This is a genomic window from Pseudomonas sp. T8 (assembly GCF_024610635.1).
In the GTDB taxonomy this organism is placed as follows: domain Bacteria; phylum Pseudomonadota; class Gammaproteobacteria; order Pseudomonadales; family Pseudomonadaceae; genus Aquipseudomonas; species Aquipseudomonas chlororaphis_I.
In genome coordinates, this window is sequence record NZ_CP102374.1 from 5,213,338 (window position 1) to 5,236,652 (window position 23,315).

The window sequence follows — 23,315 nt, forward strand, 5'->3', positions numbered from 1 at the left end:
GAGTTGTGGCAAAGTGCCAGCCCTGGCTGGCTGGACCTTGCCCGGCCATTGAGGTAGCTTTGCCGGTTACGCGGGAGCGCTCCAGCTCCAGACAATCAGGCTTTTTCCGTACGCAGGCATTGATCGCGATCAAATGCCGGCGCCGCGCATGGCCTGGCCCGGGCTTCGCCCGCTCTTCATTCATCAGTCACTGACGCTAGGTTCATCATGGCTCAATACGTCTTCACCATGCATCGGCTGGGAAAAGTTGTTCCGCCGAAGCGGGAAATCCTGAAAAACATTTCTCTGTCGTTCTTCCCGGGCGCCAAGATCGGCGTGCTGGGCCTCAACGGTTCGGGTAAGTCCACCCTGCTGAAAATCATGGCGGGCGTCGACACCGAGTTCGAGGGCGAAGCCCGTCCGATGCCCGAGCTGAACATCGGCTACCTGCCCCAGGAACCTCAGCTGGACCCGGCCAAGACCGTGCGTGAAGTGGTCGAGGAAGCGGTCAGCGTGATCAAGGACGCCCAGGCACGCCTGGACGAGGTCTACGCGGCCTACGCCGATCCGGATGCCGACTTCGACAAGCTGGCCGCCGAGCAGGCCAAGCTCGAAGCGATCCTGCAGGCCAGTGATGGCCACAACCTGGAGCGCCAGCTGGAAGTCGCCGCCGATGCGCTGCGCCTGCCGGCCTGGGACGCCAAGGTCGAACACCTGTCCGGTGGTGAAAAACGTCGCGTGGCCCTGTGCCGCCTGCTGCTGTCCGCCCCGGACATGCTGCTGCTCGACGAACCGACCAACCACCTGGACGCCGATTCCGTGGCCTGGCTGGAGCACTTCCTCCACGACTTCCCGGGCACCGTGGTTGCGATCACGCACGACCGTTACTTCCTGGACAACGTCGCCGGCTGGATCCTCGAGCTCGACCGCGGCGCGGGCATTCCTTACGAGGGCAACTATTCGGGCTGGTTGGAAGCCAAGTCCGATCGTCTGGCCCAGGAATCCAAGCAGCAGTCGGCCCATGAAAAGGCCATGAAGGAAGAACTGGAGTGGGTGCGCAAAGGCGCCAAGGCTCGCCAGTCGAAATCCAAGGCCCGTCTGGCCCGCTTCGAAGAAATGCAATCGCAGGAATTCCAGAAGCGCAGCGAAACCAACGAGATCTACATCCCGGCCGGTCCGCGCCTGGGCGACAAGGTCATCGAGTTCAAGAACGTCACCAAGGGCTACGGCGATCGCGTGCTGATCGACAACCTGTCGTTCTCCATGCCCAAAGGCGCCATCGTCGGCGTGATCGGCGGTAACGGCGCGGGTAAATCCACCCTGTTCCGCATGCTGATGGGCAAGGAAACGCCGGACTCGGGCAGCATCGAAGTCGGTGAAACCGTGCAACTGGCTTGCGTCGACCAGAGCCGCGAGGACCTGGACGGCAGCAAGACCGTGTTCCAGCAGATCTCCGACGGCTCCGACCAGATTCGCATCGGCAGCTACGAGATCCCGTCGCGTACCTACGTCGGTCGTTTCAACTTCAAGGGCGGCGACCAGCAGAAGTTCGTCAAGGACCTGTCCGGTGGTGAGCGTGGTCGTCTGCACCTGGCCCTGACCCTGAAGGAGGGCGGCAACGTCCTGCTGCTCGACGAACCGTCCAACGACCTCGACGTCGAAACCCTGCGTTCCCTGGAAGAAGCCCTGCTGGACTTCCCGGGCGCCGCCATTGTGATCTCCCACGACCGGTGGTTCCTTGACCGTGTCGCGACCCACATCCTGGCGTACGAAGACGACTCGCAAGCGGTGTTCTTCGAAGGCAACTACACCGAGTACGAAGCCGATCGCAAGAAGCGCCTCGGCGACGCTGCAGCCCAACCGCACCGCGTGCGTTACAAGAAACTGGCCTGACCCGGGTCGGTTGCTTGAAAGAAACGGAGCCTTCGGGCTCCGTTTTTTTTGCGCGTGTTTCCAGGTGGAGCCTGCGGCTCTTATCGCGAGCAAGCTCGCTCCTACAGGGGCTGTGTCGTTCTTGTAGGAGCGAGCTTGCTCGCGATGCGCCCTGACTGGCACCGCCAATTTTCGAGCTGCCCATCGTGGGGCGAGGCCTGTGGTTTAGATCCCTTGAATGGTGCGTAAAAGGCCGAAAACAGCCAAGTATTTATATCTATTGCACCATTTAAATTCATAACTGCGACATTTTGCTCTGTCATGGTGCTGTTCGAGTTGCTAAAGTCCCGGGCAAATCTCCGTTAACGACAATAAATTTGCCGAGACTTTCCCATGATCGAATCCGTCGAAGACTTCCTCGCCCGCCTGAAAAAGCGCGACCCGGACCAGCCTGAATTCCACCAGGCGGTGGAAGAGGTGCTGCGCAGCCTGTGGCCATTCCTGGAGGCCAATCCGCATTACCTGACCTCGGGCATTCTCGAGCGTATCTGCGAGCCGGAGCGGGCGGTGGTGTTCCGTGTGTCGTGGGTCGACGATCAGGGCAAGGTCCAGGTCAATCGCGGGTTCCGCATCCAGATGAACAGCGCCATCGGCCCGTACAAGGGCGGTTTGCGTTTCCACCCTTCGGTCAATCTGGGGGTGCTGAAATTCCTCGCCTTCGAGCAGACCTTCAAGAACTCCCTGACCTCGCTGCCCATGGGCGGCGGCAAGGGTGGCTCGGACTTCGATCCGAAGGGCAAGAGCGACGCCGAGGTGATGCGCTTCTGCCAGGCCTTCATGAGCGAGCTGTATCGCCATATCGGTTCGGACGTGGACGTGCCGGCGGGGGACATCGGCGTGGGCGCCCGGGAAATCGGCTTTCTGTTCGGCCAGTACAAGCGCCTGAGCAACCAGTTCACGTCGGTGCTGACCGGCAAGGGCATGAGTTATGGCGGCAGCCTGATCCGTCCGGAGGCCACTGGTTTCGGCTGTGTGTACTTCGCCGAAGAAATGCTCAAGCGCCGTGACGGTCGGGTGGAAGGCAAGCGCGTGGCGATTTCCGGTTCCGGCAACGTGGCGCAATACGCGGCGCGCAAAGTCATGGACCTGGGCGGCAAGGTGATCTCCCTGTCGGACTCCGAAGGCACGTTGTACTGCGAGGCCGGGTTGACCGAGGAGCAATGGCAGGCGGTGCTGGAGCTGAAGAACGTCAAGCGCGGGCGCATCAGCGAGCTGGCGACGCAGTTCAACCTCGAGTTCCTCGCCGGTCAGCACCCCTGGGCGCTGCCCTGCGATATCGCGCTGCCGTGCGCCACCCAGAACGAGCTGGACGCCGAGTCGGCACGCGCGCTGCTGCGCAATGGCTGCATATGCGTGGCTGAAGGGGCGAACATGCCGACCACCCTGGAGGCTGTGGATATCTTTATCGAGGCCGGCATTCTGTTCGCCCCGGGCAAGGCGTCCAACGCCGGGGGCGTGGCGGTCAGCGGGCTGGAGATGTCGCAGAACGCCATGCGTCTGCTGTGGAGCGCCGGCGAGGTGGACAGCAAGCTGCACGGCATCATGCAGTCGATCCACCACGCCTGCGTGCATTACGGCGAAGAAAACGGCCGGATCAACTACGTCAAAGGGGCGAACATCGCCGGCTTCGTCAAGGTCGCCGATGCCATGCTGGCCCAGGGCGTGGTTTAAGCCGGGTCGATGCGGATCACCTCGATCAACTGATCGCCCGCCGGGCGCTGCCACAGCACTTCATCGCCAAGCTGGGTGCCCAGCAGCGCGCGGCCCAGCGGCGAGCCCCAATTGATCAGGCCCTTGGCGACATCGGCCTGATCCTCTCCCACCAGTTGCACACACTGCTCGGTACCGTGCTCGTCGGCGAAGATGACCCGGCTGCCGATCTGCACTTTCGAGCGCGATGTCGCCTGGGGAACCACCTGGGCGCTTTGCAGGCGTTGGTTGAAGTAGCGCAGGTCGCGTTCGATATCGGCCAGTTGCTGTGGGTCCGCCTGGTCGCCCAGCGCCGACTGTTGGTTGTGCCGGGTTTGCAGGAACGCGACCTTGGCCTGCAGTTCGCTCAGGCCCTGTGGGGTGACGTAGTTGGGCTGCGCGCTGATCTGCCGCTCCACGGGCTGGTCGGCCTGGGCGGCAGTCAGTTCCTCATTGACGAAGGCTCGGCTCATGGGCGTTTTCCCGTAATGAAGGTTTGGGCCATGGTCGCAGCCTTTTGGTTTCGGGCCATGTCTGAAAGCGACTTACTGCGAGCGATAGGCTCGCGCGGCGTCGCGGTCTTTTTCCTCTCGCCAGGCGCGTTCGCGTTCGTCCCAGTGACGCTGCCGATAGTCATTGCGATCCTGGTTTTCCAGCATGGCCTGGCACTGGCGAAAACCGTCGCTCCAGCCCTCGGCGTATTGCGGGTCCTTGAGGTAGCGCGGCACGTTCTTGCGAAATTCGCCGTTGATCGCCCCGGCGGCCTGGCGACCGCTGGCGCAGCCGTCATCGAAGCCGTCGGCGAAGGCCGGTGGATAACCCTGCTTGAGCAACTGTTCGTGGGTCGTCTCACAACCGCTCAGCAACGCCAGCCATGCCACCACCGCATACCGCCACATCTCTGACTCCCACGCCGCTCAACGGCTCATAGAGAAAGTCTAGAAGGGGATTCGTCAGTGGTTTGTGAAAGCGCGGTGAGAATGCGACCGGGGGTCAGTAGTGGTACCACTTCAGCTCCAGCATCACCTCGTTTTCCGCCGTGGCCAGGTGGCTGAACTCGCGCTGGGCGCTCAGGCGCAGGCCCAGGTTGCGTGATAGCTCCCATTGCTGGTTGAGGCTCAAGCTGCGGCGTACCTCACCGTTGGTGAAGTAGTCGCCCTTGGCTTCGACGCTGAAATTGCCCAGCGGGTTTTTCCACAGCAGGCCGGTGTTGAAGCCGGCCGCCGGAGTGATGAAACCGGCGAAATCGGCGTTGTGCTCGATGCGCACGGTGCCCAGGGCGAAGCCGAGCATGTTCTCGCTGAGCTGCCAGGTGCCGCCACCGCCACCGTTGACATGGCTGACCAGGGTTTCATCGTCGTGTTTGCCCGGCACTCGCTCCAGGCCGCCGGTGACCTGCCAGGACCAGGGTTGCAGCAGTTCGTTGCGCGGCGTCAGTGAGCGAATGGTCGCCAGGTCCAGTTGCTGCAGCTGCCAATTGTTGCCTTCGTACTGGCGCAGCTTCATCTGCAGGATTTCGATCTGTGCGCCCAGGGGGAAACCTTCGGCGTTGTCGTTGAGGTCGTGATAGGCCATGCGCAGCCCGTATTCGCCAAAAGCCTGGTCGCCGCGGGTGCCCACGCCGACCTGCCAGGTGCGCGATTCATGGCCGTCTTCCGGCAGGCCTGGGCGTTCGATGGACAGTTCGGGCGGCGGGTTGCGGTTGATCGCCCGCAACAGTTCGAAACTGCGCTGCGCCCGTTGCGGATCGCGCTCCTGACCGTTGGCCCGGTAGCGCTCGAGGCGATAGGCCGCATCGATGATCAGTGCCTGGCGGTCCCGTGGCAGGGCCTTGAAGGCCGGCTCCTGCAGCTGTTGCTGGTCGGCGCTGACCTTCAGCACCCATTGTTGCTCGTCGTTGCTCAGCGGCTTGGCGCGCTCCAGCAGCTCACGTTCGCGGGACGGGCGGTACTCGATTTTCTCCACCAGGCCGGCTTCCTTCACCGCCTTGACAGTGTCGGTGGGAATCGCCGTCAACGGGAATTGTCCGGTCAGGCGCAGGCTGGGGCGCGCCACTTGCAGCAGCTCGAGCAAACGGTAAGAGCAGTTCTCGTCGAAGAAGAAGTAGTCGAACTTGATCTGCTTCAGTTCCCAGACATGCTCGACCATGCGTTCGGTTTCCGCCTGGGTCAGGTTCAGCCGGTATTCCCACAGGTCGCGGTTTTCCAGGCTGCGGTATTCCGAGAGCTTCTCCTGGTAGGGCACCAGGGCGAACAGCCCGGGGTAGCCGCCCATCAGGCCTTTCCAGGCGTAGAGAATGCTGTTGTCCGAGCCTTCGATATAGGCGCCGAAGTTGATCGCGTAGCTGAGCAGGGCGGTGTGGTTGCTTTGCACATCGGCCTGGTCGATGCGCAGCAGGGTATGGCCGAACATCGACGACGGGCTGTTCAGGTAGGCCGCCGGGAAAATCATCACCGTGCTGTGGGGCGCGACGTCCTTGAACCACTGGTTGAACTCATTGCAGTCCACCGTCGGCAGATCGCTCAGGCTCAGTTGGGCCTTGAGCCAGCGGGTGCGGGCGGGGTACACGCATTGAGCATGCTGGTTGCCGCTGCTGGCGGGGGCGTAGAGCGCGTTCAGCGTGGCCTTGAGTTCGGCGTCGGGGTGTTCGGCGCCGTCGCTGGCGAGGAAAAACTTCGGGTCGCTGACATAACTGCGCCAGCCTCCGAGCTTGGCGGTTTCGTAGTGGCCAAGGGAAATCCAGAACGGATCGTTGGCCAGTTGCTGCAAACGTGAGTGGTCGATTTGTGGCGCGGCGGACAGCGGGGCGCAGACACAGAGCGCCAGGGAGGCAAGGCGTTTGAGCATGGTGGGCAACTTGAGTCGGAAAAAACAAAGACCCGGGAGGGGTCATGTCCGAAAAACAAAAGCCCGCTCCCCGAAAAGAGCGGGCGGGTCGAGATTAAGCCGGGGTGGCGTATTTGGCCAGGCGTGCATCGCTTTTCAGCACGGCCAGGGTGTTGGTGTGCACATCTTCCGCGGTCACGTCGGCTTTGCTGAAGATCTGCTGGAAGTGCTCGTGGGTGACGGCGGCGAAGTGCGCGCGGTCTTCGGGAGCGACGCCCAGAACCACGGCGTAGGTGGTCAGCGCTTCGCCTTCACCTTTGGCCATGTCTTCGGAGAGCTCGTTCATCATGCCATTCATGGCAAACCAGGATTTGCCGCCGTAAGTCAGCGCGCTGTTGGTCGAGCAGCCGTTGGTGCCGGAAGTCATACCGAAGGTCGCGTTACCGGAGGTGCCGTTGGTGGTGGAGGCCAGGAAGTGAGCCGGAGTGCCGCGCTGTCCTTCGAACAGCAGGTTGCCCCACCCACAATCCGGACCGCCTGGCGCTTGGGCCATTGCATTGATGGAAACAGCGGTGAAGAGAGTACCGAGAAGAATCCGTTTCATAGCTTTGTTCTCTTTGTGTGCAAACCAATGGACAAGGGTTCTGGCCCATGTCGGCGCCAGTGGGCCGGTTATTAGTCCAGCCGCGCAGCTTGGAGTTTAGGCAGATTCCAAGGGTTCCGTGTTTTTTTGCATGACATTCCTTGAAATAGACGGTTTTTATGCTGTCCGCGTGGCGCCTGGGATCTGTCCGCGCTTTCGCTGCCTCGCGCCTTGCCAGCCGCTGTACCCGGCGCCAGAATGCCCCATCTGCCCCGCCTGATGTAAGGAAGCCCGATGCCTGATCCTGTTGCTGCCAGCTTGCGTCTAGCGCCCGAAGCGCTGACCCGTCCGTTTTCCGCTGAACAGTTCAGCTTCTCGACCACCAATGATTTGGAGCCCTTTCGCGGTGTGCTTGGCCAGGAACGTGCGGTCGAAGCCTTGCAGTTCGGCGTGGCCATGCCACGCCCCGGTTACAACGTCTTTGTCATGGGCGAGCCCGGCACTGGTCGCTTCTCTTTCGTCAAACGCTACCTGAAGGCTGAGGGCAAACGCCTGCAGACCCCGTCCGACTGGGTCTACGTCAACAATTTCGATGAGCCGCGCGAGCCGCGCGCACTGGAGCTGCCTTCGGGGGCCGCGGGGGCGTTCATCAGTGACATCAACGGCCTGATCGACAACCTGCTGGCGACCTTTCCGGCGGTCTTCGAGCATCCCTCCTATCAACAGAAGAAAAGCGCCATCGACCGCGCGTTCAACCAGCGCTACGACCGTGCCCTCGATGTGATCGAGCGCCTGGCGCTGGAGAAGGACGTCGCGCTGTACCGCGACAGCAGCAATATCGCCTTCACCCCGATGCTCGACGGCAAGGCGCTGGACGAGGCTGAATTCGCGCAATTGCCCGAGGCCGATCGCGAGCGTTTCCACGAGGACATTTCCGCCCTGGAGGAGCGCCTCAACGAAGAACTGGCGAGCCTGCCGCAGTGGAAGCGCGAGTCGAGCAACCAGCTGCGTCACCTCAACGAAGAAACCATCACCCTGGCCTTGCAGCCGTTGCTGGCGCCGCTGTCCGAGAAGTACGCGGAAAATGCCGGCGTGTGTGGCTACCTGCAAGCCATGCAGGTGTACCTGCTCAAGACCGTGGTCGAGCAACTGGTGGACGACAGCAAGACCGACGCCGTGGCCCGCAAGCTGCTGGAAGAACAATATGGTCCGAGCCTGGTGGTCGGCCATCCGGCCAGTGGCGGCGCGCCAGTGGTGTTCGAGCCGCACCCGACCTACGACAACCTGTTTGGCCGCATCGAATACAGCACCGACCAGGGCGCGCTCTACACCACTTACCGGCAGTTGCGTCCAGGTGCCCTGCATCGGGCCAACGGCGGTTTCCTGATTCTCGAAGCCGAGAAGATGCTCAGCGAACCCTTTGTCTGGGATGCCCTCAAGCGGGCCCTGCAATCGCGCAAGCTGAAGATGGAATCGCCGCTGGGCGAACTGGGGCGCCTGGCCACCGTGACCCTGACCCCGCAACACATCCCGCTGCAGGTCAAGGTCGTGATCATCGGTGCTCGCCAGCTGTACTACACGCTGCAGGACCTGGATCCGGACTTCCAGGAAATGTTCCGCGTGCTGGTGGACTTCGACGAAGACATCCCGATGGTGGACGAAAGCCTCGAACAGTTCGCCCAGCTGCTGAAAACCCGCACCTCCGAAGAAGGCATGGCGCCGCTGACCGCGGACGCGGTGGCACGCCTGGCGACCTATAGCGCCCGGCTGGCGGAACACCAGGGGCGCTTGTCGGCGCGTATTGGCGATCTGTTCCAGCTGGTCAGCGAGGCGGACTTCATCCGTCACCTGGCCTCGGACGAGATGACCGATGCCGGGCATATCGAACGGGCGCTCAAAGCCAAGGCCACCCGTACCGGGCGGGTCTCGGCGCGGATTCTCGACGACATGCTGGCGGGGATCATTCTGATCGACACCGATGGCGCGGCCGTGGGCAAGTGCAACGGCCTGACCGTACTGGAAGTGGGCGACTCGGCCTTTGGTATTCCGGCGCGGATTTCCGCCACGGTGTATCCGGGGGGCAGCGGTATCGTCGACATCGAGCGCGAGGTCAATCTCGGCCAGCCGATTCACTCCAAGGGCGTGATGATTCTCACCGGCTACCTGGGCAGCCGTTACGCGCAGGAATTCCCCCTGGCGATCTCGGCAAGCATTGCGCTGGAGCAATCCTACGGTTATGTCGATGGTGACAGTGCGTCGCTGGGCGAGGCGTGCACGCTGATCTCGGCCTTGTCGAAAACCCCGCTCAAGCAATGTTTTGCCATTACCGGGTCGATCAACCAGTTCGGCGAAGTGCAGGCGGTTGGTGGGGTCAACGAGAAGATCGAAGGCTTCTTCCGCCTCTGCGAAGCGCGGGGCCTGACGGGCGAGCAGGGCGCGATCATTCCTCACGCCAATGTCGCCACCCTGATGCTCGACGAGAAGGTACTGGCAGCGGTCCGCGCCGGGAAATTCCACGTGTATGCCGTGCGCCAGGCTGACGAGGCCCTGAGCCTGCTGGTCGGCGAGCCTGCGGGCGAGCCGGATGCGGATGGCCAGTTCCCGGAAGGCAGTGTCAACGCGCGGGTGGTGGAGCGTCTGCGGGTTATCGCGGAAATGATCAGCGAGGACGATCTCAAGGAAGCGGAAAAAGAGCAGGCACAAGAAGCATTGGCGCAAACCAAGCCGGCATGAGCTATGCCGCGGCGAGGGCTCGGCCTTCGTCGCGGCGCCGGTCCGCTGGCGTCAATTTTCTCGAATAGACCATTCGGCGCCTGTTCAGCCGGTCAACTTTGCTTCTCAGTCTTTTCTTCCTATTCTCAGGGCAGGAGAACGACAGTCGTCACTGGATCGAAACAGTCTTCACATGAGGGCTGAATACCGGATCTACCGAGGGTCGCCGCCATGTCGCGCAACCTCTGCCTTACCCGCCAGTGTCTTGGCCTGGTCACCCGTATCGAGTGCAGTATCCGCCCGCTGGCGGGAGATAACGGAATGTGGACCCTACTGTTCGCGGCCGGAATGGCCGGTGAACAACCTTCGGCCATCAAGGCCCAGGGACCTTTCTGCGGTCCCAGCGTGGCCGAATCCATCCTTGATTCCATCGTCGAAAGCCTGACCACCCACGGCTATGAGCTGGCCGACGATCCGCAGATCTGGTGCCTGCACCTTCAGGCGCAACTACGGCAGATCAATGGCGAACGCTGCCGCCATTGACGCGATCTCCCTTTAATCCCTACCGCTGAGTCCTACTCGGCGGGTGGTGGATTCTCCAGCTTGTCGAGCTTGACCTCAAAGCCATATTCGACGGTATTGAGTTCGCTGCGCTGGTAGGTTTCCAGCTCGGTGGGCTGCCCATAGAAGTAATGCACGTCGAACGAGGCCGAACCTTTTGCTGGCGCCTCATGGCTGACCGCAAGAATCTCCTTCAGGTACTGACCGCTGCTGTCCTTGGCGTAGAAGCGCCAGGCCTCGGCCGGGAACAGGCGCTGGTCGACGATCAGCGCATTGCCTCGCAGTTCAAGCCCTTTGGGCAACTGGCTGACGGGCAGGGCCTTCTTCTCGATGCTGGCCAGAAACAGTGGGATCGCACCGACGGCGTAAGCCGGGGTTTCCGGGAACAGGGTCAGGTCGTAAGTGATCGAGCTACGCAGCGGGTCGACCTCGACCGCCTCCGAGGGCAGTTCGATGGGCTCGCCGCGTTTGCCGTTTTCGTTCTGGGTGAAGAAGGTCACCGGGCTGTCGCTGGTAGAGAAGGAGGTGCCCAGCAATTCGTCATTGAAGGTTTTCGGATGGTCGAACTCGATCCGCGCCGCGCTGGCGTCCTCGGTGGATTGGTGCACGACCACGCTTTTTTTCAGGGTGTCTTCGTCGAGGTTGGCGCCCTTGAGGTAGTTCGGTGCCTGGTCGTCATACACCACTACCGGCATGGGCAGGGGCTGGATCTTGCTGTCGGTGGTCAGAGGGTCGAAGCGCCGCACCGGCAGGTTGAACTCTTTACGGGTGACGGTGGCTCCAGAGAAATCCAGCACGTTGACTTCGAGCTTGTCGATCAGACCGTTGAAATACACCTTGGTGTAATGGCTGTGCTGCTCACGCTCGAAGGTTTTGCGCTCTTCTTCAAGCTGCTGTTCGAACGCCTGGCTCCAGGCCTTCTGTTTCTGCATTTCGGCGAGCTGCTTGGCGTAGAAGGCGATCTGTTGGCTGTTCTCGTTGATCGAACCGGAGCGCGAAAGGATCTGGCCGGTATTATCGCGTGCCTGCACCAGCAACGGGTTGAGCGGCGTCTCGCTGAGCCCGGGCGGCAGTGGGGCGCTGTTGGTCAACTCGATTTCGGCGCTGTTCTTGTCCAGGGACAGCAGTTTCACGCTGACATTCTTGTCGCTGCGTTGCTTGCCGACATCGGCCTTGCCCAGTTCGAAGGTGAGCACCTGGTGTGGCGCGATCACTTCGGCCTTGCCTTGCAACGTCACGGGTTGGGGCTGGTTCTTGTTTTCGACTTCCACGCCTTCGATGAACGGGTAGGTCACCGTCAGGTCATCCGGATTGGTCAGGTTGGAACTGGAGGGGCTCAACTGGATGCCGGGATCGGTTTCCGACCATTCGGGCTGGAAGGCGATGACCTTGCCGTTGCTCAGGGTTACGGATTGCCATTCCAGGCCGTGGGGGAAGGGGAATTGCGCCGGCATGTTGAAGCTGAAGGGGAACACCGGCTGCAGATCGGTCAGGTAGTCGGAGTTGGAGGTCTTGCGCAGTACGAACAGGCCATTGAGGTAGGTGTCGACCAGGGCCTGCGGGCTGGGGTAGTGCTTGAGCAGGGCCAGGGCGTCATCGCCGTATTCGGTCTCGATGGGCTTGCTCTTGAGCCGCAGTTGCGCTCGCTCGAGCAGTAACAGCGAACCGCCCAGGTCGGCGATGGCGTCCTTGAGCTTGGGATCCTGGATGGCGTCCAGGGATTGTTCGAACTGTGCGGTTTTCTGTTCCAGGCTGACTTGCTGCTTCTCGTCGCTGGGCGAGCAGCCGCTGCTGAGCAGTACCGCGATACACAGGCCGGTACCCGCCAAAGGCAATCGCAAATCCATTCTCCAGGCTTCCTGTCCGATGTCATTGAGCTGTTCAAGTGCTTGCGACACTAGCAGAAAAACGCTTTGGCAGACGCGCAGGCAATGGATTTCGTTGCGGTTTATGGGCTTTTGGCTGGCTGATATACTCGCCGCCGTTTTCAGACCTGTGTGAGATTCAATGGAACGTTTTATCGAGAATGCAATGTACGCCTCGCGCTGGCTGCTGGCGCCGATCTACTTTGGCCTGTCATTGGGGCTGCTCGCCCTGGCTTTGAAGTTCTTCCAGGAAGTCTTTCACGTCATCCCCAACGTGTTCTCCATGGCCGAGTCGGATCTGATCCTGGTGCTGCTGTCGTTGATCGACATGGCACTGGTCGGCGGCCTGCTGGTGATGGTGATGATCTCCGGCTACGAAAACTTCGTGTCTCAGCTGGACATCGACGAGGACAAGGAAAAGCTCAACTGGCTGGGCAAGATGGACTCCTCCTCGCTGAAGATGAAGGTGGCCGCGTCCATCGTGGCGATCTCCTCGATCCATCTGCTGCGGGTATTCATGGACGCGAAGAACATCGAGCCGCAGTACCTGATGTGGTACGTGATCATCCACATGACCTTCGTGATTTCGGCTTTCGCCATGGGCTATCTGGACAAGCTGACCAAGCACTGATCGCCTGACCACCGCTGTAGCCGCGCCGCCCGGCCGTTGTGAAACGGACGGGCGGCGTCGTTTGTGGCTTGTGCTTTTACCGGCCGAGGCATATCCCTGTAAGGGTCACGGGCTTGAACTGCGCGAGGTGCACCCATGAACCTGCACGAGTTGGATGCTTATGCCGTCGCCGGAAAAATCGACGAGCTGAACCTGATCTCCCTCGAAGGCGGTATCTATCTGCTCGAGGCGCGGATGCACGGGACGGCCTATCCGTTGAGCGACGCCCACGGGCAGATGTTGCATCTGCGTTCGGTGGAACATGCCCGGGAAGTGCTGCATGCCTTTCCCAAGCTGCCCTTCAACCTGATCCACGCTTCAGTGCATGACGAGATGTGCGGCCTCTCGGCCAATACCGATGACAGCCTGCGGGTGCCCCTCGCCGTCCGCTCGGCCTGACAGGCGGGGACGCGCGTTCATCACCGTGGCATCTGTGCTAGTCTGCTCGCCCTTTTGGTTCCGGGCGTCCCGGGATGCGCTGTGTACGCACGGCGGATTTCCGAGCCGTCCGCACAGCGGAGCAGTGTCATGTCCGAAGTAAATCTGTCCACCGACGAAACCCGCGTCAGCTACGGTATCGGCCGTCAGCTGGGCGACCAGCTGCGTGACAACCCGCCACCGGGCGTGAGCCTGGACGCCATCCTGGCGGGCCTGACCGACGCGTTCGCCGGCAAGCCTAGCCGTGTAGGCCAGGAAGAAATGTCCGCCAGCTTCAAGGTGATCCGCGAAATCATGCAGGCCGAAGCCGCTGCCAAGGCTGAAGCCGCTGCTGGCGCGGGCCTGGCTTTCCTGGCTGAAAACGCCAAGCGCGAAGGCATCACCACTCTGGCCTCCGGCCTGCAGTTCGAAGTGCTGACCCAGGGCGAAGGCGCCAAGCCATCCCGTGAAGACAGCGTGCGTACCCACTACCACGGCACCCTGATCGACGGCACTGTGTTCGACAGCTCCTACGAGCGCGGCCAGCCTGCGGAATTCCCGGTCGGCGGCGTGATCGCTGGCTGGACCGAGGCGCTGCAACTGATGAATGCCGGTAGCAAATGGCGTCTGTACGTGCCGAGCGAGCTGGCTTACGGCGCGCAAGGCGTTGGCAGCATCCCGCCGCACAGCGTTCTGGTGTTTGACGTCGAGCTGCTCGACGTTCTGTAAGCCTCAGCTGCCGGGCTGAGCGTGCTCGCGATCCATACGCCGTGTGTGCGGTGTACGGATCGCGCGCAGGTTCGCCTTGGCAGAGGGTTTAGGTGGGGTCATAGACGTATTTTTGCGCTCAGGCCTTGCCCTTCGGCTGTTCCGGCAGGGCGCAAGGCCCGTGCATAGCAGAACAGAAACAGGTTGCGCACCAGCTCCTTGAGCACCACCGGCTCGCTGGAACTCAGGCCATTGAGGTCCAGGTCGCCCTGGTCCTGTAGTTCGTTCAAGGCTTCTTCTTCCAGTACCGCACAGACTTCCCCGGTTTCCCGATGCAGGATTCGCAGGTAAGGGTGTGGGCGGTCCAGCCATGCGTCGATCAAATAAGTCATGAGTCTCATCTCCTTGATGGGTTTCAATGAGAATAATTCTTATTCAGTGAATAGCAAGTACCTATTGGCGGTTTCTGCTTTTTTCTGTATGGAAATTGTTGTGAGTCAAAAGGGCTGGCCTTTTGATAGGTGGCGGGAGAGGCGGGGAATCAGGCGGGAGCGGGGAGGGCTTCACCCCGTGGCTGGCACGGGGCGATAGCCGGAATATCAGACCTTGCGGACGAACTCGGACTTGAGCTTCATCGGGCCGATACCGTCGATCTTGCAGTCGATGTCGTGGTCGCCATCGCACAGGCGGATGTTCTTGACCTTGGTGCCGACCTTGACCACCAGCGAGGTGCCCTTGACCTTGAGGTCCTTGATCACGGTGATGGTGTCGCCGTCTTGCAGGACATTGCCGACCGAGTCTTTTTTCACGGTTTCATCGGATGCGGCCTCGGCTTCGCCGTTGGCGGACCATTCGTGGGCGCATTCCGGGCAGACCAACTGGGCGCCGTCTTCATAGGTGTATTCGGAATTGCATTTTGGGCAGGGTGGCAACGTGCTCACTAAGACTCCTCGGATTCAGGAAGGCTAAAAAAGCGCACATTATATAGGGTTTTGCCCGGGGAAGGGGTATCGCGGGGGATTGGGCGAGAAAGCATCGCGAGCCAGCCCGCTCCTGCGCAGGGCTGGAGCGGGCTGGCGATCGAATCTTAGTGGGTGCGGGCTACAGCGAATTCGCTCAGTTCCACCAGCGCGTCGCGGTATTCGCTCGGCGGCAGGGCTTCCAGGCAGGCGATGGCGCGAGCTACATAGTCGCGGGCCAGTTGCGCGGTGTAGTCCAGGGAGCCGGAGGCTTCCACGGCCGCGCGGATGCTTTCCAGGTCTTCGATACCGCCTTTCTGGATCGCCTGGCGCACCAGGGCAGCCTGTTCCGGCGTGCCTTCGCGCATGGTGTAGATCAGCGGCAGGGTCGGCTTGCCTTCGGCCAGGTCGTCGCCGACGTTCTTGCCCAGGGTTTCCGCGTCGCCGCGGTAGTCGAGCAGGTCGTCCACCAGTTGGAAGGCCACGCCCAGGTGATCGCCGAAGGTGCGCAGGGCTTCGCTCTGCTCTTCGGTGGCGCCGGCCAGGGCGGCGGCGCTGTGGGTCGAGGCTTCGAAGAGCATCGCGGTCTTGCCGCGGATGACTTCCATGTAGGTTTCTTCGGTGGTGCTGGCGTCACGGACTTTCGACAGCTGCAGCACTTCGCCTTCGGCGATGATGCGGGTGGCTTGCGAAAGGATCTTCATCACTGGCATCGAGCCCAGCTCGACCATCATCTCGAAGGAGCGCGAGTACAGGAAGTCGCCCACCAGCACGCTCGGGGCATTGCCCCACATGGCGTTGGCGGTCGAGCGGCCACGGCGCATGCCGGACATGTCGACCACGTCGTCATGCAGCAGGGTGGCGGTGTGCAGGAACTCGATGGTGGCGGCCAGCAGGCGCAGGTCGTCGCCTTCGCGACCCAGGGCCTTGCCACACAGCAGCACCAATAAAGGACGCAGGCGTTTACCCCCGGCCGAGGTAATGTAGTCGCCGATTTTCGATACCAGCGGCACTCGGGAGGTCAGCTGCTTCTTGATGATGCCGTCGACGGCGCTAAAATCGTCCGCCACCGCGCGGTAGAAAGCTTGGGGTTGCATCAGCGACAGGTGCTCCAGAAGGGTTGCGCGGCATGCTAGGACCCACGTCCGGGGCTGTCAAGGCGCGATGGACGGCCCCTTGCATCGCCAAGACAGCTTGCGTACAATCGCGCACCCTGAACTTCCTGGGCAGCACCTGCCTTACGCAATTGCACTTGGGCCGTTCCAGCCCCATGCAGCCATGCCAGCCAATACCTCTTCTTATAAAGAGCTGGGTGAGCAGGATTATCGGAGAAATACCATGTACGCAGTAATCGTTACCGGCGGTAAGCAATACAAGGTCGCTGAAGGTGAATACCTGAAGATCGAAAAACTGGAAATCGCCACTGGCGAATCCGTGACTTTTGACCGCGTTCTGTTGGTTGCCAATGGCGACGACGTGAACATCGGCGCACCTGTTGTTGCTGGCGCAACCGTCAAGGCTGAAGTGATCTCCCAAGGTCGTCACGATAAAGTCCGCATCATCAAGTTCCGTCGCCGTAAGCACCACATGAAGCGTATGGGCCACCGCCAGTGGTTCACCGAGATCAAAATCACCGGTATTCAGGCTTAATTTCAGCCTAATTCCTCACTAGGAGAATTGAACTCATGGCACACAAAAAAGCTGGTGGTAGTACCCGTAACGGTCGCGACTCAGAAGCCAAACGCCTTGGCGTGAAGATGTATGGCGGCCAGGTCATCAAGGCCGGCAACATCATCGTGCGTCAGCGCGGCACCCAATTCCACGCTGGCTACGGCGTTGGCATGGGTAAAGATCACACCCTCTTCGCGAAAATCGAAGGCGTGATCAAGTTTGAAGTAAAAGGCGCCTTCGGTCGTCGTTACGTGAGCGTTGTCGCGGCTTAATTGCGCGATCGCTGGAAAAGCCCTGTCTTGCGACGGGGCTTTTTCGTTTGTGGGGTGAGTCTCTTGCAAAACTGTTTGTATGGGCTGCCAGCGCTGGATGTTACGGCCGTTGATCGGGGTCGCTGCGCTCATTTTTGCAAGAGTCTTATGTCTTAGTGTTTTTCGGCTCGCCCGTGCGGCGAGAGGCGTTTTGTTATGAAGTTCGTTGATGAAGTTTCGATCCGAGTAAAAGCTGGCGACGGCGGCAATGGCTGCATGAGTTTCCGTCGGGAAAAGTTCATCGAAAACGGTGGTCCGAACGGTGGTGATGGTGGTGATGGCGGCTCGATCTACATGATCGCCGACGAAAACCTCAACACCCTGGTGGACTACCGCTACACCCGCCATTTCGATGCCGAGCGCGGCTCCAATGGCGGCAGTACCGATTGCACCGGCAAGAAAGGTGAGGATCTCGAGCTGCGCGTACCGGTCGGCACCACGGTGATCGACGCCGGTACCCAGGAAGTGATCGGTGACCTGACCAAGGCCGGTCAGCGTTTGCTGGTGGTGCAGGGCGGCTGGCACGGTCTGGGTAACACCCGTTTCAAATCCAGTACCAACCGCGCGCCGCGCCAGACCACTCCGGGCAAGCCGGGTGAGCAGCGTGATCTCAAGCTGGAGCTGAAAGTGCTGGCGGACGTCGGTCTGCTGGGCTTGCCGAATGCGGGTAAGAGCACCTTCATTCGCTCGGTGTCCGCGGCCAAGCCGAAAGTGGCCGACTATCCGTTCACGACCCTGGTGCCGAACCTGGGCGTGGTCAGTGTCGACCGCTGGAAAAGCTTCGTGATCGCCGACATCCCGGGTCTGATCGAGGGCGCTTCGGATGGTGCGGGCCTGGGTATCCGTTTCCTCAAGCACCTGGCGCGTACTCGCCTGCTGCTGCACCTCGTGGACATGGCGCCACTGGATGAAAGCAGCCCGGCCGATGCTGCGGAAGTGATCGTCAACGAGCTGACCAAGTTCAGCCCGTCCCTGGCTGAGCGTGATCGCTGGCTGGTGCTGAACAAATGCGACCAGATCCTCGAGGAGGAGCATGAGGCGCGGGTCAAGGAGATCGTCGATCGCCTGGAGTGGGCCGGTCCGGTGTACGTGATCTCGGCCATTTCCAAAGACGGTACCGAGCGCCTGAGTCGCGACATCATGCGTTATCTGGAAGATCGGGCCGATCGCCTGGCGGCCGACCCGGCCTACGCCGACGAATTGGCTGAGCTCGATCAGCGCATCGAAGACGAGGCGCGTGCCCAGCTGCAAGCTCTGGACGACCAGCGTGCCCTGCGCCGCAGCGGCGTGAAGAGCGTGCATGACATCGGCGACGATGACTGGGACGAGGAAGATGTGGATGACGAAGATGGTCCGGAAATCATTTACGTCCGCGACTGATTCGTTGCAGTAAACTACAAGCGCCGCTCACTGAGCGGCGTTTTAGTATCCAGGAAACGTAGTATCAAGAAGCTTGGTATCAAGAAACGTAGCCACGAATAACTTATGGGCGCGCTCGGTCGCGTGGCTCTCAAGCTAAGGTTGAAGAAGATGCGGAGTAAGGTGACAGGTGCGCAGCGCTGGGTCGTGAAGATCGGCAGTGCACTGCTGACGGCGGACGGCAAAGGGCTGGATCGCGCGGCAATGGGCGTTTGGGTCGAGCAGATGGTGGCCTTGCATGAGGCTGGCGTCGAGCTGGTATTGGTTTCCTCCGGTGCGGTCGCGGCCGGCATGAGTCGCCTGGGCTGGACCGCACGACCGAGTGCGATGCATGAGCTACAGGCGGCCGCGGCCATCGGCCAGATGGGCCTGGTGCAGGCCTGGGAGTCGAGCTTTGCCGAGCACGGCCTGCACACCGCGCAGATCCTGCTGACCCATGACGACCTGTCCGACCGCAAGCGTTACCTGAACGCCCGCAGCACCTTGCGTGCGCTGGTGGAGCTCAAGGTGATTCCGGTCATCAATGAAAACGACACCGTGGTTACCGATGAGATCCGCTTCGGCGACAACGACACCCTGGCGGCCCTGGTGGCCAACCTGGTCGAGGCTGATCTGCTGGTGATTCTCACCGATCGCGACGGCATGTTCGATGCCGATCCGCGTAACAATCCCGATGCCCAGTTGATTTACGAGGCGCGCGCCGACGATCCGGCGTTGGACGCGGTGGCGGGCGGTACCGGTGGCGCACTGGGGCGTGGTGGCATGCAGACCAAGCTGCGCGCGGCGCGCCTGGCGGCCCGTTCCGGGGCGCACACCATCATTGTCGGTGGGCGCCTGGAGCGGGTGCTGGATCGCCTCAAGGCGGGCGAGCGCCTGGGTACCTTGCTGTCGCCTGAGCGCGGCATGCTGGCGGCGCGCAAGCAATGGCTGGCTGGGCACCTGCAAACCCGTGGCACTCTGGTGCTGGATGATGGTGCGGTGTCGGCCCTGTCCCAAGGCAACAAGAGCTTGCTGCCGGTGGGGGTCAAGCTGGTTCAGGGCAGCTTCCGCCGTGGCGAGATGGTGGTGTGCGTGGCGCCGGACGGGCGTGAAATCGCCCGTGGCCTGGCCAACTACAGCGCCCTGGAGGCGCAAAAAATCATCGGTCAGTCTTCTGATGCGATTGTCGGTTTGCTGGGGTACATGGCCGAGCCCGAGTTGGTTCACCGTGACAACCTGATTCTGGTCTAAGGAAAAACCAATGCGCGTAGCAAGAGGATTGTTGGGGTTGCTGCTGGCGATGCCGCTGCTGGCCTCCGCTGAAGAGATCGGCCAGGTGTCGACGGTGTTCAAGTTTGTCGGGCCCAACGACCGCATTGTGGTCGAGGCCTTTGATGATCCGAAGGTGGAAGGCGTGACCTGCTACCTGTCGCGCGCCAAGACCGGTGGCGTGAAGGGTGGGCTGGGGTTGGCGGAGGATCGTGCCGAGGCCTCCATCGCTTGTCGGCAGGTCGGCCCAATCAGCTTCAAGGGTGAGCTCAAGGATGGCGAGGAGGTATTCAAGGAGCGCACTTCGCTGGTGTTCAAGACCATGCAGGTGGTGCGTTTCCTCGACAAGAAGCGCAATACCCTGGTGTACCTGGTCTATAGCGATCGGTTGATCGAGGGTAGTCCGCAGAATGCGGTGACGGCGATTCCGATCCTGCCTTGGGCGCAGAACCCGTAAAGGCCTTCAGGGCTTGCTCCTGCAGGTTGTGTCATTCCTGCAGGGGCGGCCGGTCGGCGCTCGATTGCTGGCGATAGCGGTTCAGTACTCAAAACAGCAAATCGCAGGCAATAAAAAACCGACCCTGAGGTCGGTTTTTTAACAAGCGTGTCGCTTAGGCTGCAGCAGCAAGCTTCAGAGCCTTGATGTGGCCATTCAGGCGGCCTTTATGGCGAGCAGCTTTGTTCTTGTGGATGATGCCTTTATCGGCCATGCGGTCGATAACTGGCACGGCCAGAACATAAGCAGCTTGCGCTTTTTCAGCGTCTTTTGCGTCGATGGCTTTAACTACATTCTTGATGTAGGTACGAACCATGGAACGCAGGCTGGCGTTGTGGCTGCGACGCTTCTCAGCCTGTTTTGCACGTTTTTTGGCGGAAGGTGAGTTGGCCACCGTCGAGCTCCTCGAAAGACTTTTTGGGAAATAGCAAACAAAATAGGCCGCGAATCATGCCGATGAGTTGAAGGCTTGTCAAGGGCAGCTGATGCGTTCCGCTGAGTGGTTGGATCTGAAGAGGCGGGATATTTATTTCCGGCGCTTGACCTGTAAACTCGCGAGCTTTGGCTCTGTGCTGTTGCGGCGCGGAGTATCGCACAAGTGGGCGCATTGTTCGCCTGCTGTTTATCTACAGGCAAAAAACCTTTCCATGAACCTGCTCAAGTCGTTGGCCGCTGTCAGCTCTATCACCATGCTTTCCCGGGTTCTGGGGTTCGTGCGCGATACCATCATTGCGCGTACGTTCGGCGCCGGAATGGCGACGGACGCCTTCTTCATCGCCTTCAAGCTGCCCAACCTGCTGCGCCGCATCTTCGCCGAGGGCGCCTTTTCCCAGGCCTTCGTGCCGATCCTGGCGGAATACAAAAGCCAGCAGGGAGAGGAAGCGACCCGTACCTTTATTGCCTATGTGTCCGGCCTGCTGACCCTGGTGCTGGCGCTGGTGACGGCGCTGGGGATCATCGCCGCGCCCTGGGTGATCTGGGCGACGGCGCCAGGTTTTGTCGACACCCCGGAAAAATTCACGCTGACCACCGATCTGTTGCGCGTGACCTTTCCTTATATATTGCTGATCTCGTTGTCCTCCCTGGCGGGGGCGATCCTCAATACCTGGAACCGCTTTTCGGTCCCGGCGTTCGTGCCGACGTTGCTGAACGTCGCCATGATCGTGTTCTCGGTATTCCTGACACCTTATTTCGATCCGCCGGTCATGGCCCTGGGCTGGGCGGTGCTGGCGGGTGGCCTGGCGCAGTTGCTGTATCAACTGCCGCACCTGAAAAAGATCGGCATGCTCGTGCTGCCGCGCCTGAACCTGCGCGACACCGGGGTCTGGCGGGTGCTGAAGCAGATGCTGCCGGCCATTCTCGGGGTCTCGGTAAGCCAGATTTCGCTGATCATCAACACCATCTTCGCCTCGTTCCTGGTAGCCGGCTCGGTGTCCTGGATGTATTACGCCGATCGCCTGATGGAGCTGCCTTCGGGGGTTCTGGGGGTAGCGCTGGGCACGATCCTGCTGCCGACACTGGCCAAGACTTACGCCAACAAGGACCGGCATGAATATTCGCGGATTCTCGATTGGGGCCTGCGCCTGTGCTTCATGCTGGTGCTGCCTTGTGCGTTGGCGCTGGGGATTCTGGCCGAGCCACTGACGGTCTCGCTGTTCCAGTACGGCCAGTTCAGCGCCTTCGATGCGTCGATGACCCAGCGGGCGCTGGTCGCGTATTCGGTCGGCTTGCTCGCGATCATTGTGATCAAGGTGCTGGCGCCAGGCTTCTACGCCCAGCAGAACATTCGTACCCCGGTAAAAATCGCGATTTTCACGCTGATCGTCACGCAACTGCTGAACCTGGCGTTCATCGGTCCGCTGAAGCATGCGGGCCTGGCGCTGGCGATCAGCGCCGGGGCCTGTATCAACGCCGGTCTGCTGTTCTATCAACTGCGCAAACAGCAGATGTTCCTGCCGCAGCCAGGGTGGGGCAAGTTTGCCCTCAAACTGGTCGTTGCGGTGAGCGTGATGTCGGTGGTGTTGTTGGGGCTGATGCAGTTCATGCCGGCCTGGGATCAGGGGCATATGCTTGCGCGTTTCCTGCGTCTGGGCGTGCTGGTGGTGGCGGGCGTAGTGGCCTATTTCGGCATGCTGGCCTTGTTCGGTTTCCGCCTGCGCGACTTCAATCGCAAGGCGTTGCACTGAGGTCCGGGGGCGCTTGAACGCCAGCGAGGCAGTGGTTTTGTCGGTTCGATCACTTTGGCGCGTGCTGTTGCCTGTCACCGGCCGTCGGGTGTGGTTATAATCGACCACTTTATGAGCAAGAAGCGCGTTATGCAGCTGGTCCGAGGCCTCCACAACCTGCGCCCCCAGCATCGGGGCTGTGTCGCCACTATTGGCAACTTCGACGGTGTTCACCGTGGCCACCAGGCTATCCTGGGCCGGCTGCGTGAGCGTGCGCTTGAGTTGGGCGTGCCCAGCTGCGTGGTGATATTCGAGCCGCAGCCGCGCGAATTCTTCGCTCCGGACACCGCTCCAGCCCGCCTGGCACGCTTGCGCGACAAGCTGCAGCTGCTGGCCGAGGAGGGCGTCGACCGGGTCTTGTGCCTGGCGTTCAACCAGCGCTTGAGCAAGCTCAGCGCCAGCGAGTTCGTCGAGACCATCCTGGTCGATGGCCTGGGTGTGCAGCATCTGGAAGTCGGCGACGATTTTCGCTTCGGTTGCGACCGGGTCGGTGACTTCGACTTCCTGCAAAAGGCCGGTATCACCCACGGTTTTACCGTCGAGGCCGCGCAGACTGTCGAGCTGGATGGCCTGCGCGTCAGCAGCACCCAGGTCCGCAATGCCCTGGCGGCTGCCGATTTCGTATTGGCCGAGCGTCTGCTCGGTCGCCCGTTCCGCATCGCCGGGCGGGTCCTGCACGGACAGAAGCTGGCGCGCCAATTAGGTACGCCAACCATCAATGTGCAGCTCAAGCGCCGCCGTGTACCGCTGTCCGGGGTGTACCTGGTCAATGTCGACATCGACGGCAAGACCTGGCCGGGCGTCGCCAACATTGGCGTGCGGCCGACGGTGGCAGGTGATGGCAAGGCCCACCTGGAAGTCCATCTTTTAGATTTTGCCGGCGATCTGTATGACCGGCGTTTGACGGTGGTTTTCCACCACAAGCTGCGTGAAGAGCAGCGTTTCGCCTCTCTGGAGGCGCTGAAGACGGCGATCAACGCGGATGTCGCCGCCGCCCGTGCCGAAGTTGCACGTACCCATAGCGCCAATCGCTAATGAAGAGCC

At 61.2% G+C, this 23,315-nt stretch carries 23 protein-coding genes; 14 read left to right on the forward strand and 9 right to left on the reverse strand.

The window, feature by feature from the left end; translation table 11 throughout:
• Nucleotides 1–207: 207 nt before the first annotated feature.
• A complete protein-coding gene (ettA, locus tag NRG23_RS23590; protein WP_009050958.1) occupies nt 208–1,872 on the forward strand; it encodes an energy-dependent translational throttle protein EttA in 1,665 nt (554 codons plus the stop codon).
• Nucleotides 1,873–2,244: 372 nt separating this feature from the next.
• Nucleotides 2,245–3,582, forward strand: a complete 1,338-nt coding sequence (gene gdhA / locus NRG23_RS23595) for an NADP-specific glutamate dehydrogenase (protein WP_257372404.1) — start codon at nt 2,245–2,247, stop codon at nt 3,580–3,582.
• Here the strand turns inward: gdhA and NRG23_RS23600 are convergent.
• From NRG23_RS23600 to NRG23_RS23615, 4 genes are all read right to left on the reverse strand, one after another.
• Entirely contained in the window at nt 3,579–4,073 is a 495-nt protein-coding gene (locus tag NRG23_RS23600) for a GreA/GreB family elongation factor (RefSeq protein WP_009050956.1), read from the reverse strand. The two genes, gdhA and NRG23_RS23600, sit on opposite strands and share 4 nt — an antisense overlap.
• 72 nt (nt 4,074–4,145) lie before the next feature.
• Nucleotides 4,146–4,499, reverse strand: a complete 354-nt coding sequence (locus NRG23_RS23605) for a hypothetical protein (RefSeq protein ID WP_009050955.1) — start codon at nt 4,497–4,499, stop codon at nt 4,146–4,148.
• 94 nt (nt 4,500–4,593) lie between these two features.
• Nucleotides 4,594–6,447 (reverse strand): DUF4105 domain-containing protein, encoded by a 1,854-nt coding sequence (locus NRG23_RS23610; RefSeq protein ID WP_101283626.1) that lies wholly within the window; start codon nt 6,445–6,447, stop codon nt 4,594–4,596.
• A gap of 94 nt (nt 6,448–6,541) precedes the next feature.
• Nucleotides 6,542–7,030: a DUF3015 domain-containing protein gene (locus tag NRG23_RS23615; RefSeq protein ID WP_007924760.1), complete on the reverse strand. Its 489-nt coding sequence runs from the start codon at nt 7,028–7,030 to the stop codon at nt 6,542–6,544.
• A 273-nt stretch (nt 7,031–7,303) separates the two neighbouring features.
• On the opposite strand from NRG23_RS23615, the gene NRG23_RS23620 reads away from it, so the two are divergent.
• Together NRG23_RS23620 and NRG23_RS23625 are read left to right on the forward strand one after the other, a co-directional pair.
• Nucleotides 7,304–9,742, forward strand: coding sequence for a Lon protease family protein (locus NRG23_RS23620; protein ID WP_009050953.1), 2,439 nt, complete (start codon nt 7,304–7,306; stop codon nt 9,740–9,742).
• Between the two features lie 210 nt (nt 9,743–9,952).
• Nucleotides 9,953–10,264 carry a hypothetical protein gene (locus NRG23_RS23625; protein WP_007924756.1) on the forward strand — a complete coding sequence of 104 codons (312 nt, stop codon included), beginning with the start codon at nt 9,953–9,955 and terminating at the stop codon, nt 10,262–10,264.
• A gap of 32 nt (nt 10,265–10,296) precedes the next feature.
• Here NRG23_RS23625 and NRG23_RS23630 read toward each other — a convergent pair whose 3' ends face one another.
• A complete protein-coding gene (locus tag NRG23_RS23630; RefSeq protein ID WP_257372407.1) occupies nt 10,297–12,129 on the reverse strand; it encodes a hypothetical protein in 1,833 nt (610 codons plus the stop codon).
• Nucleotides 12,130–12,289: 160 nt separating this feature from the next.
• Between NRG23_RS23630 and NRG23_RS23635 the strand changes: the two genes are divergently transcribed.
• From NRG23_RS23635 to NRG23_RS23645, 3 genes are all read left to right on the forward strand, one after another.
• Nucleotides 12,290–12,778 carry a TIGR00645 family protein gene (locus NRG23_RS23635; RefSeq protein WP_007924753.1) on the forward strand — a complete coding sequence of 163 codons (489 nt, stop codon included), beginning with the start codon at nt 12,290–12,292 and terminating at the stop codon, nt 12,776–12,778.
• A gap of 135 nt (nt 12,779–12,913) precedes the next feature.
• Nucleotides 12,914–13,216 carry a DUF6482 family protein gene (locus tag NRG23_RS23640; RefSeq protein ID WP_257372410.1) on the forward strand — a complete coding sequence of 101 codons (303 nt, stop codon included), beginning with the start codon at nt 12,914–12,916 and terminating at the stop codon, nt 13,214–13,216.
• Nucleotides 13,217–13,345: 129 nt separating this feature from the next.
• Nucleotides 13,346–13,963 carry an FKBP-type peptidyl-prolyl cis-trans isomerase gene (locus tag NRG23_RS23645; protein ID WP_007924751.1) on the forward strand — a complete coding sequence of 206 codons (618 nt, stop codon included), beginning with the start codon at nt 13,346–13,348 and terminating at the stop codon, nt 13,961–13,963.
• 98 nt (nt 13,964–14,061) lie between these two features.
• Here the strand turns inward: NRG23_RS23645 and NRG23_RS23650 are convergent, their stop codons facing one another.
• From NRG23_RS23650 to NRG23_RS23660, 3 genes are all read right to left on the reverse strand, one after another.
• Nucleotides 14,062–14,334, reverse strand: a complete 273-nt coding sequence (locus tag NRG23_RS23650) for a hypothetical protein (protein ID WP_009045712.1) — start codon at nt 14,332–14,334, stop codon at nt 14,062–14,064.
• 207 nt (nt 14,335–14,541) lie between these two features.
• Nucleotides 14,542–14,883, reverse strand: a complete 342-nt coding sequence (locus NRG23_RS23655) for a zinc ribbon domain-containing protein YjdM (RefSeq protein ID WP_007924748.1) — start codon at nt 14,881–14,883, stop codon at nt 14,542–14,544.
• Nucleotides 14,884–15,029: 146 nt separating this feature from the next.
• Complete coding sequence (locus NRG23_RS23660) at nt 15,030–15,998, reverse strand: polyprenyl synthetase family protein (RefSeq protein ID WP_009045711.1); 969 nt, start codon at nt 15,996–15,998, stop codon at nt 15,030–15,032.
• Nucleotides 15,999–16,239: 241 nt separating this feature from the next.
• Between NRG23_RS23660 and rplU the strand changes: the two genes are divergently transcribed.
• The 5 genes from rplU (at nt 16,240) to NRG23_RS23685 (ending at nt 20,007) form a co-directional block, all read left to right on the forward strand.
• A complete protein-coding gene (rplU, locus tag NRG23_RS23665; protein ID WP_007924746.1) occupies nt 16,240–16,551 on the forward strand; it encodes a 50S ribosomal protein L21 in 312 nt (103 codons plus the stop codon).
• A 35-nt stretch (nt 16,552–16,586) separates the two neighbouring features.
• A complete protein-coding gene (rpmA, locus tag NRG23_RS23670) occupies nt 16,587–16,844 on the forward strand; it encodes a 50S ribosomal protein L27 (RefSeq protein ID WP_003228360.1) in 258 nt (85 codons plus the stop codon).
• Between the two features lie 195 nt (nt 16,845–17,039).
• Complete coding sequence (cgtA, locus tag NRG23_RS23675) at nt 17,040–18,263, forward strand: Obg family GTPase CgtA (RefSeq protein ID WP_124302175.1); 1,224 nt, start codon at nt 17,040–17,042, stop codon at nt 18,261–18,263.
• A gap of 150 nt (nt 18,264–18,413) precedes the next feature.
• Nucleotides 18,414–19,532 carry a glutamate 5-kinase gene (proB, locus tag NRG23_RS23680; protein WP_007924743.1) on the forward strand — a complete coding sequence of 373 codons (1,119 nt, stop codon included), beginning with the start codon at nt 18,414–18,416 and terminating at the stop codon, nt 19,530–19,532.
• A gap of 10 nt (nt 19,533–19,542) precedes the next feature.
• A complete protein-coding gene (locus tag NRG23_RS23685; RefSeq protein WP_009050950.1) occupies nt 19,543–20,007 on the forward strand; it encodes a CreA family protein in 465 nt (154 codons plus the stop codon).
• Nucleotides 20,008–20,161: 154 nt separating this feature from the next.
• Here NRG23_RS23685 and rpsT read toward each other — a convergent pair whose 3' ends face one another.
• Nucleotides 20,162–20,440 carry a 30S ribosomal protein S20 gene (gene rpsT, locus NRG23_RS23690; protein WP_009050949.1) on the reverse strand — a complete coding sequence of 93 codons (279 nt, stop codon included), beginning with the start codon at nt 20,438–20,440 and terminating at the stop codon, nt 20,162–20,164.
• Between the two features lie 253 nt (nt 20,441–20,693).
• Between rpsT and murJ the strand changes: the two genes are divergently transcribed.
• Together murJ and ribF are read left to right on the forward strand one after the other, a co-directional pair.
• The gene (murJ, locus tag NRG23_RS23695) at nt 20,694–22,232 is read left to right on the forward strand and encodes a murein biosynthesis integral membrane protein MurJ (protein ID WP_016703695.1); all 1,539 of its coding nucleotides are present in this window, start codon (nt 20,694–20,696) and stop codon (nt 22,230–22,232) included.
• Nucleotides 22,233–22,361: 129 nt separating this feature from the next.
• Nucleotides 22,362–23,306 carry a bifunctional riboflavin kinase/FAD synthetase gene (ribF, locus tag NRG23_RS23700; protein WP_016703694.1) on the forward strand — a complete coding sequence of 315 codons (945 nt, stop codon included), beginning with the start codon at nt 22,362–22,364 and terminating at the stop codon, nt 23,304–23,306.
• Nucleotides 23,307–23,315: the final 9 nt, after the last annotated feature.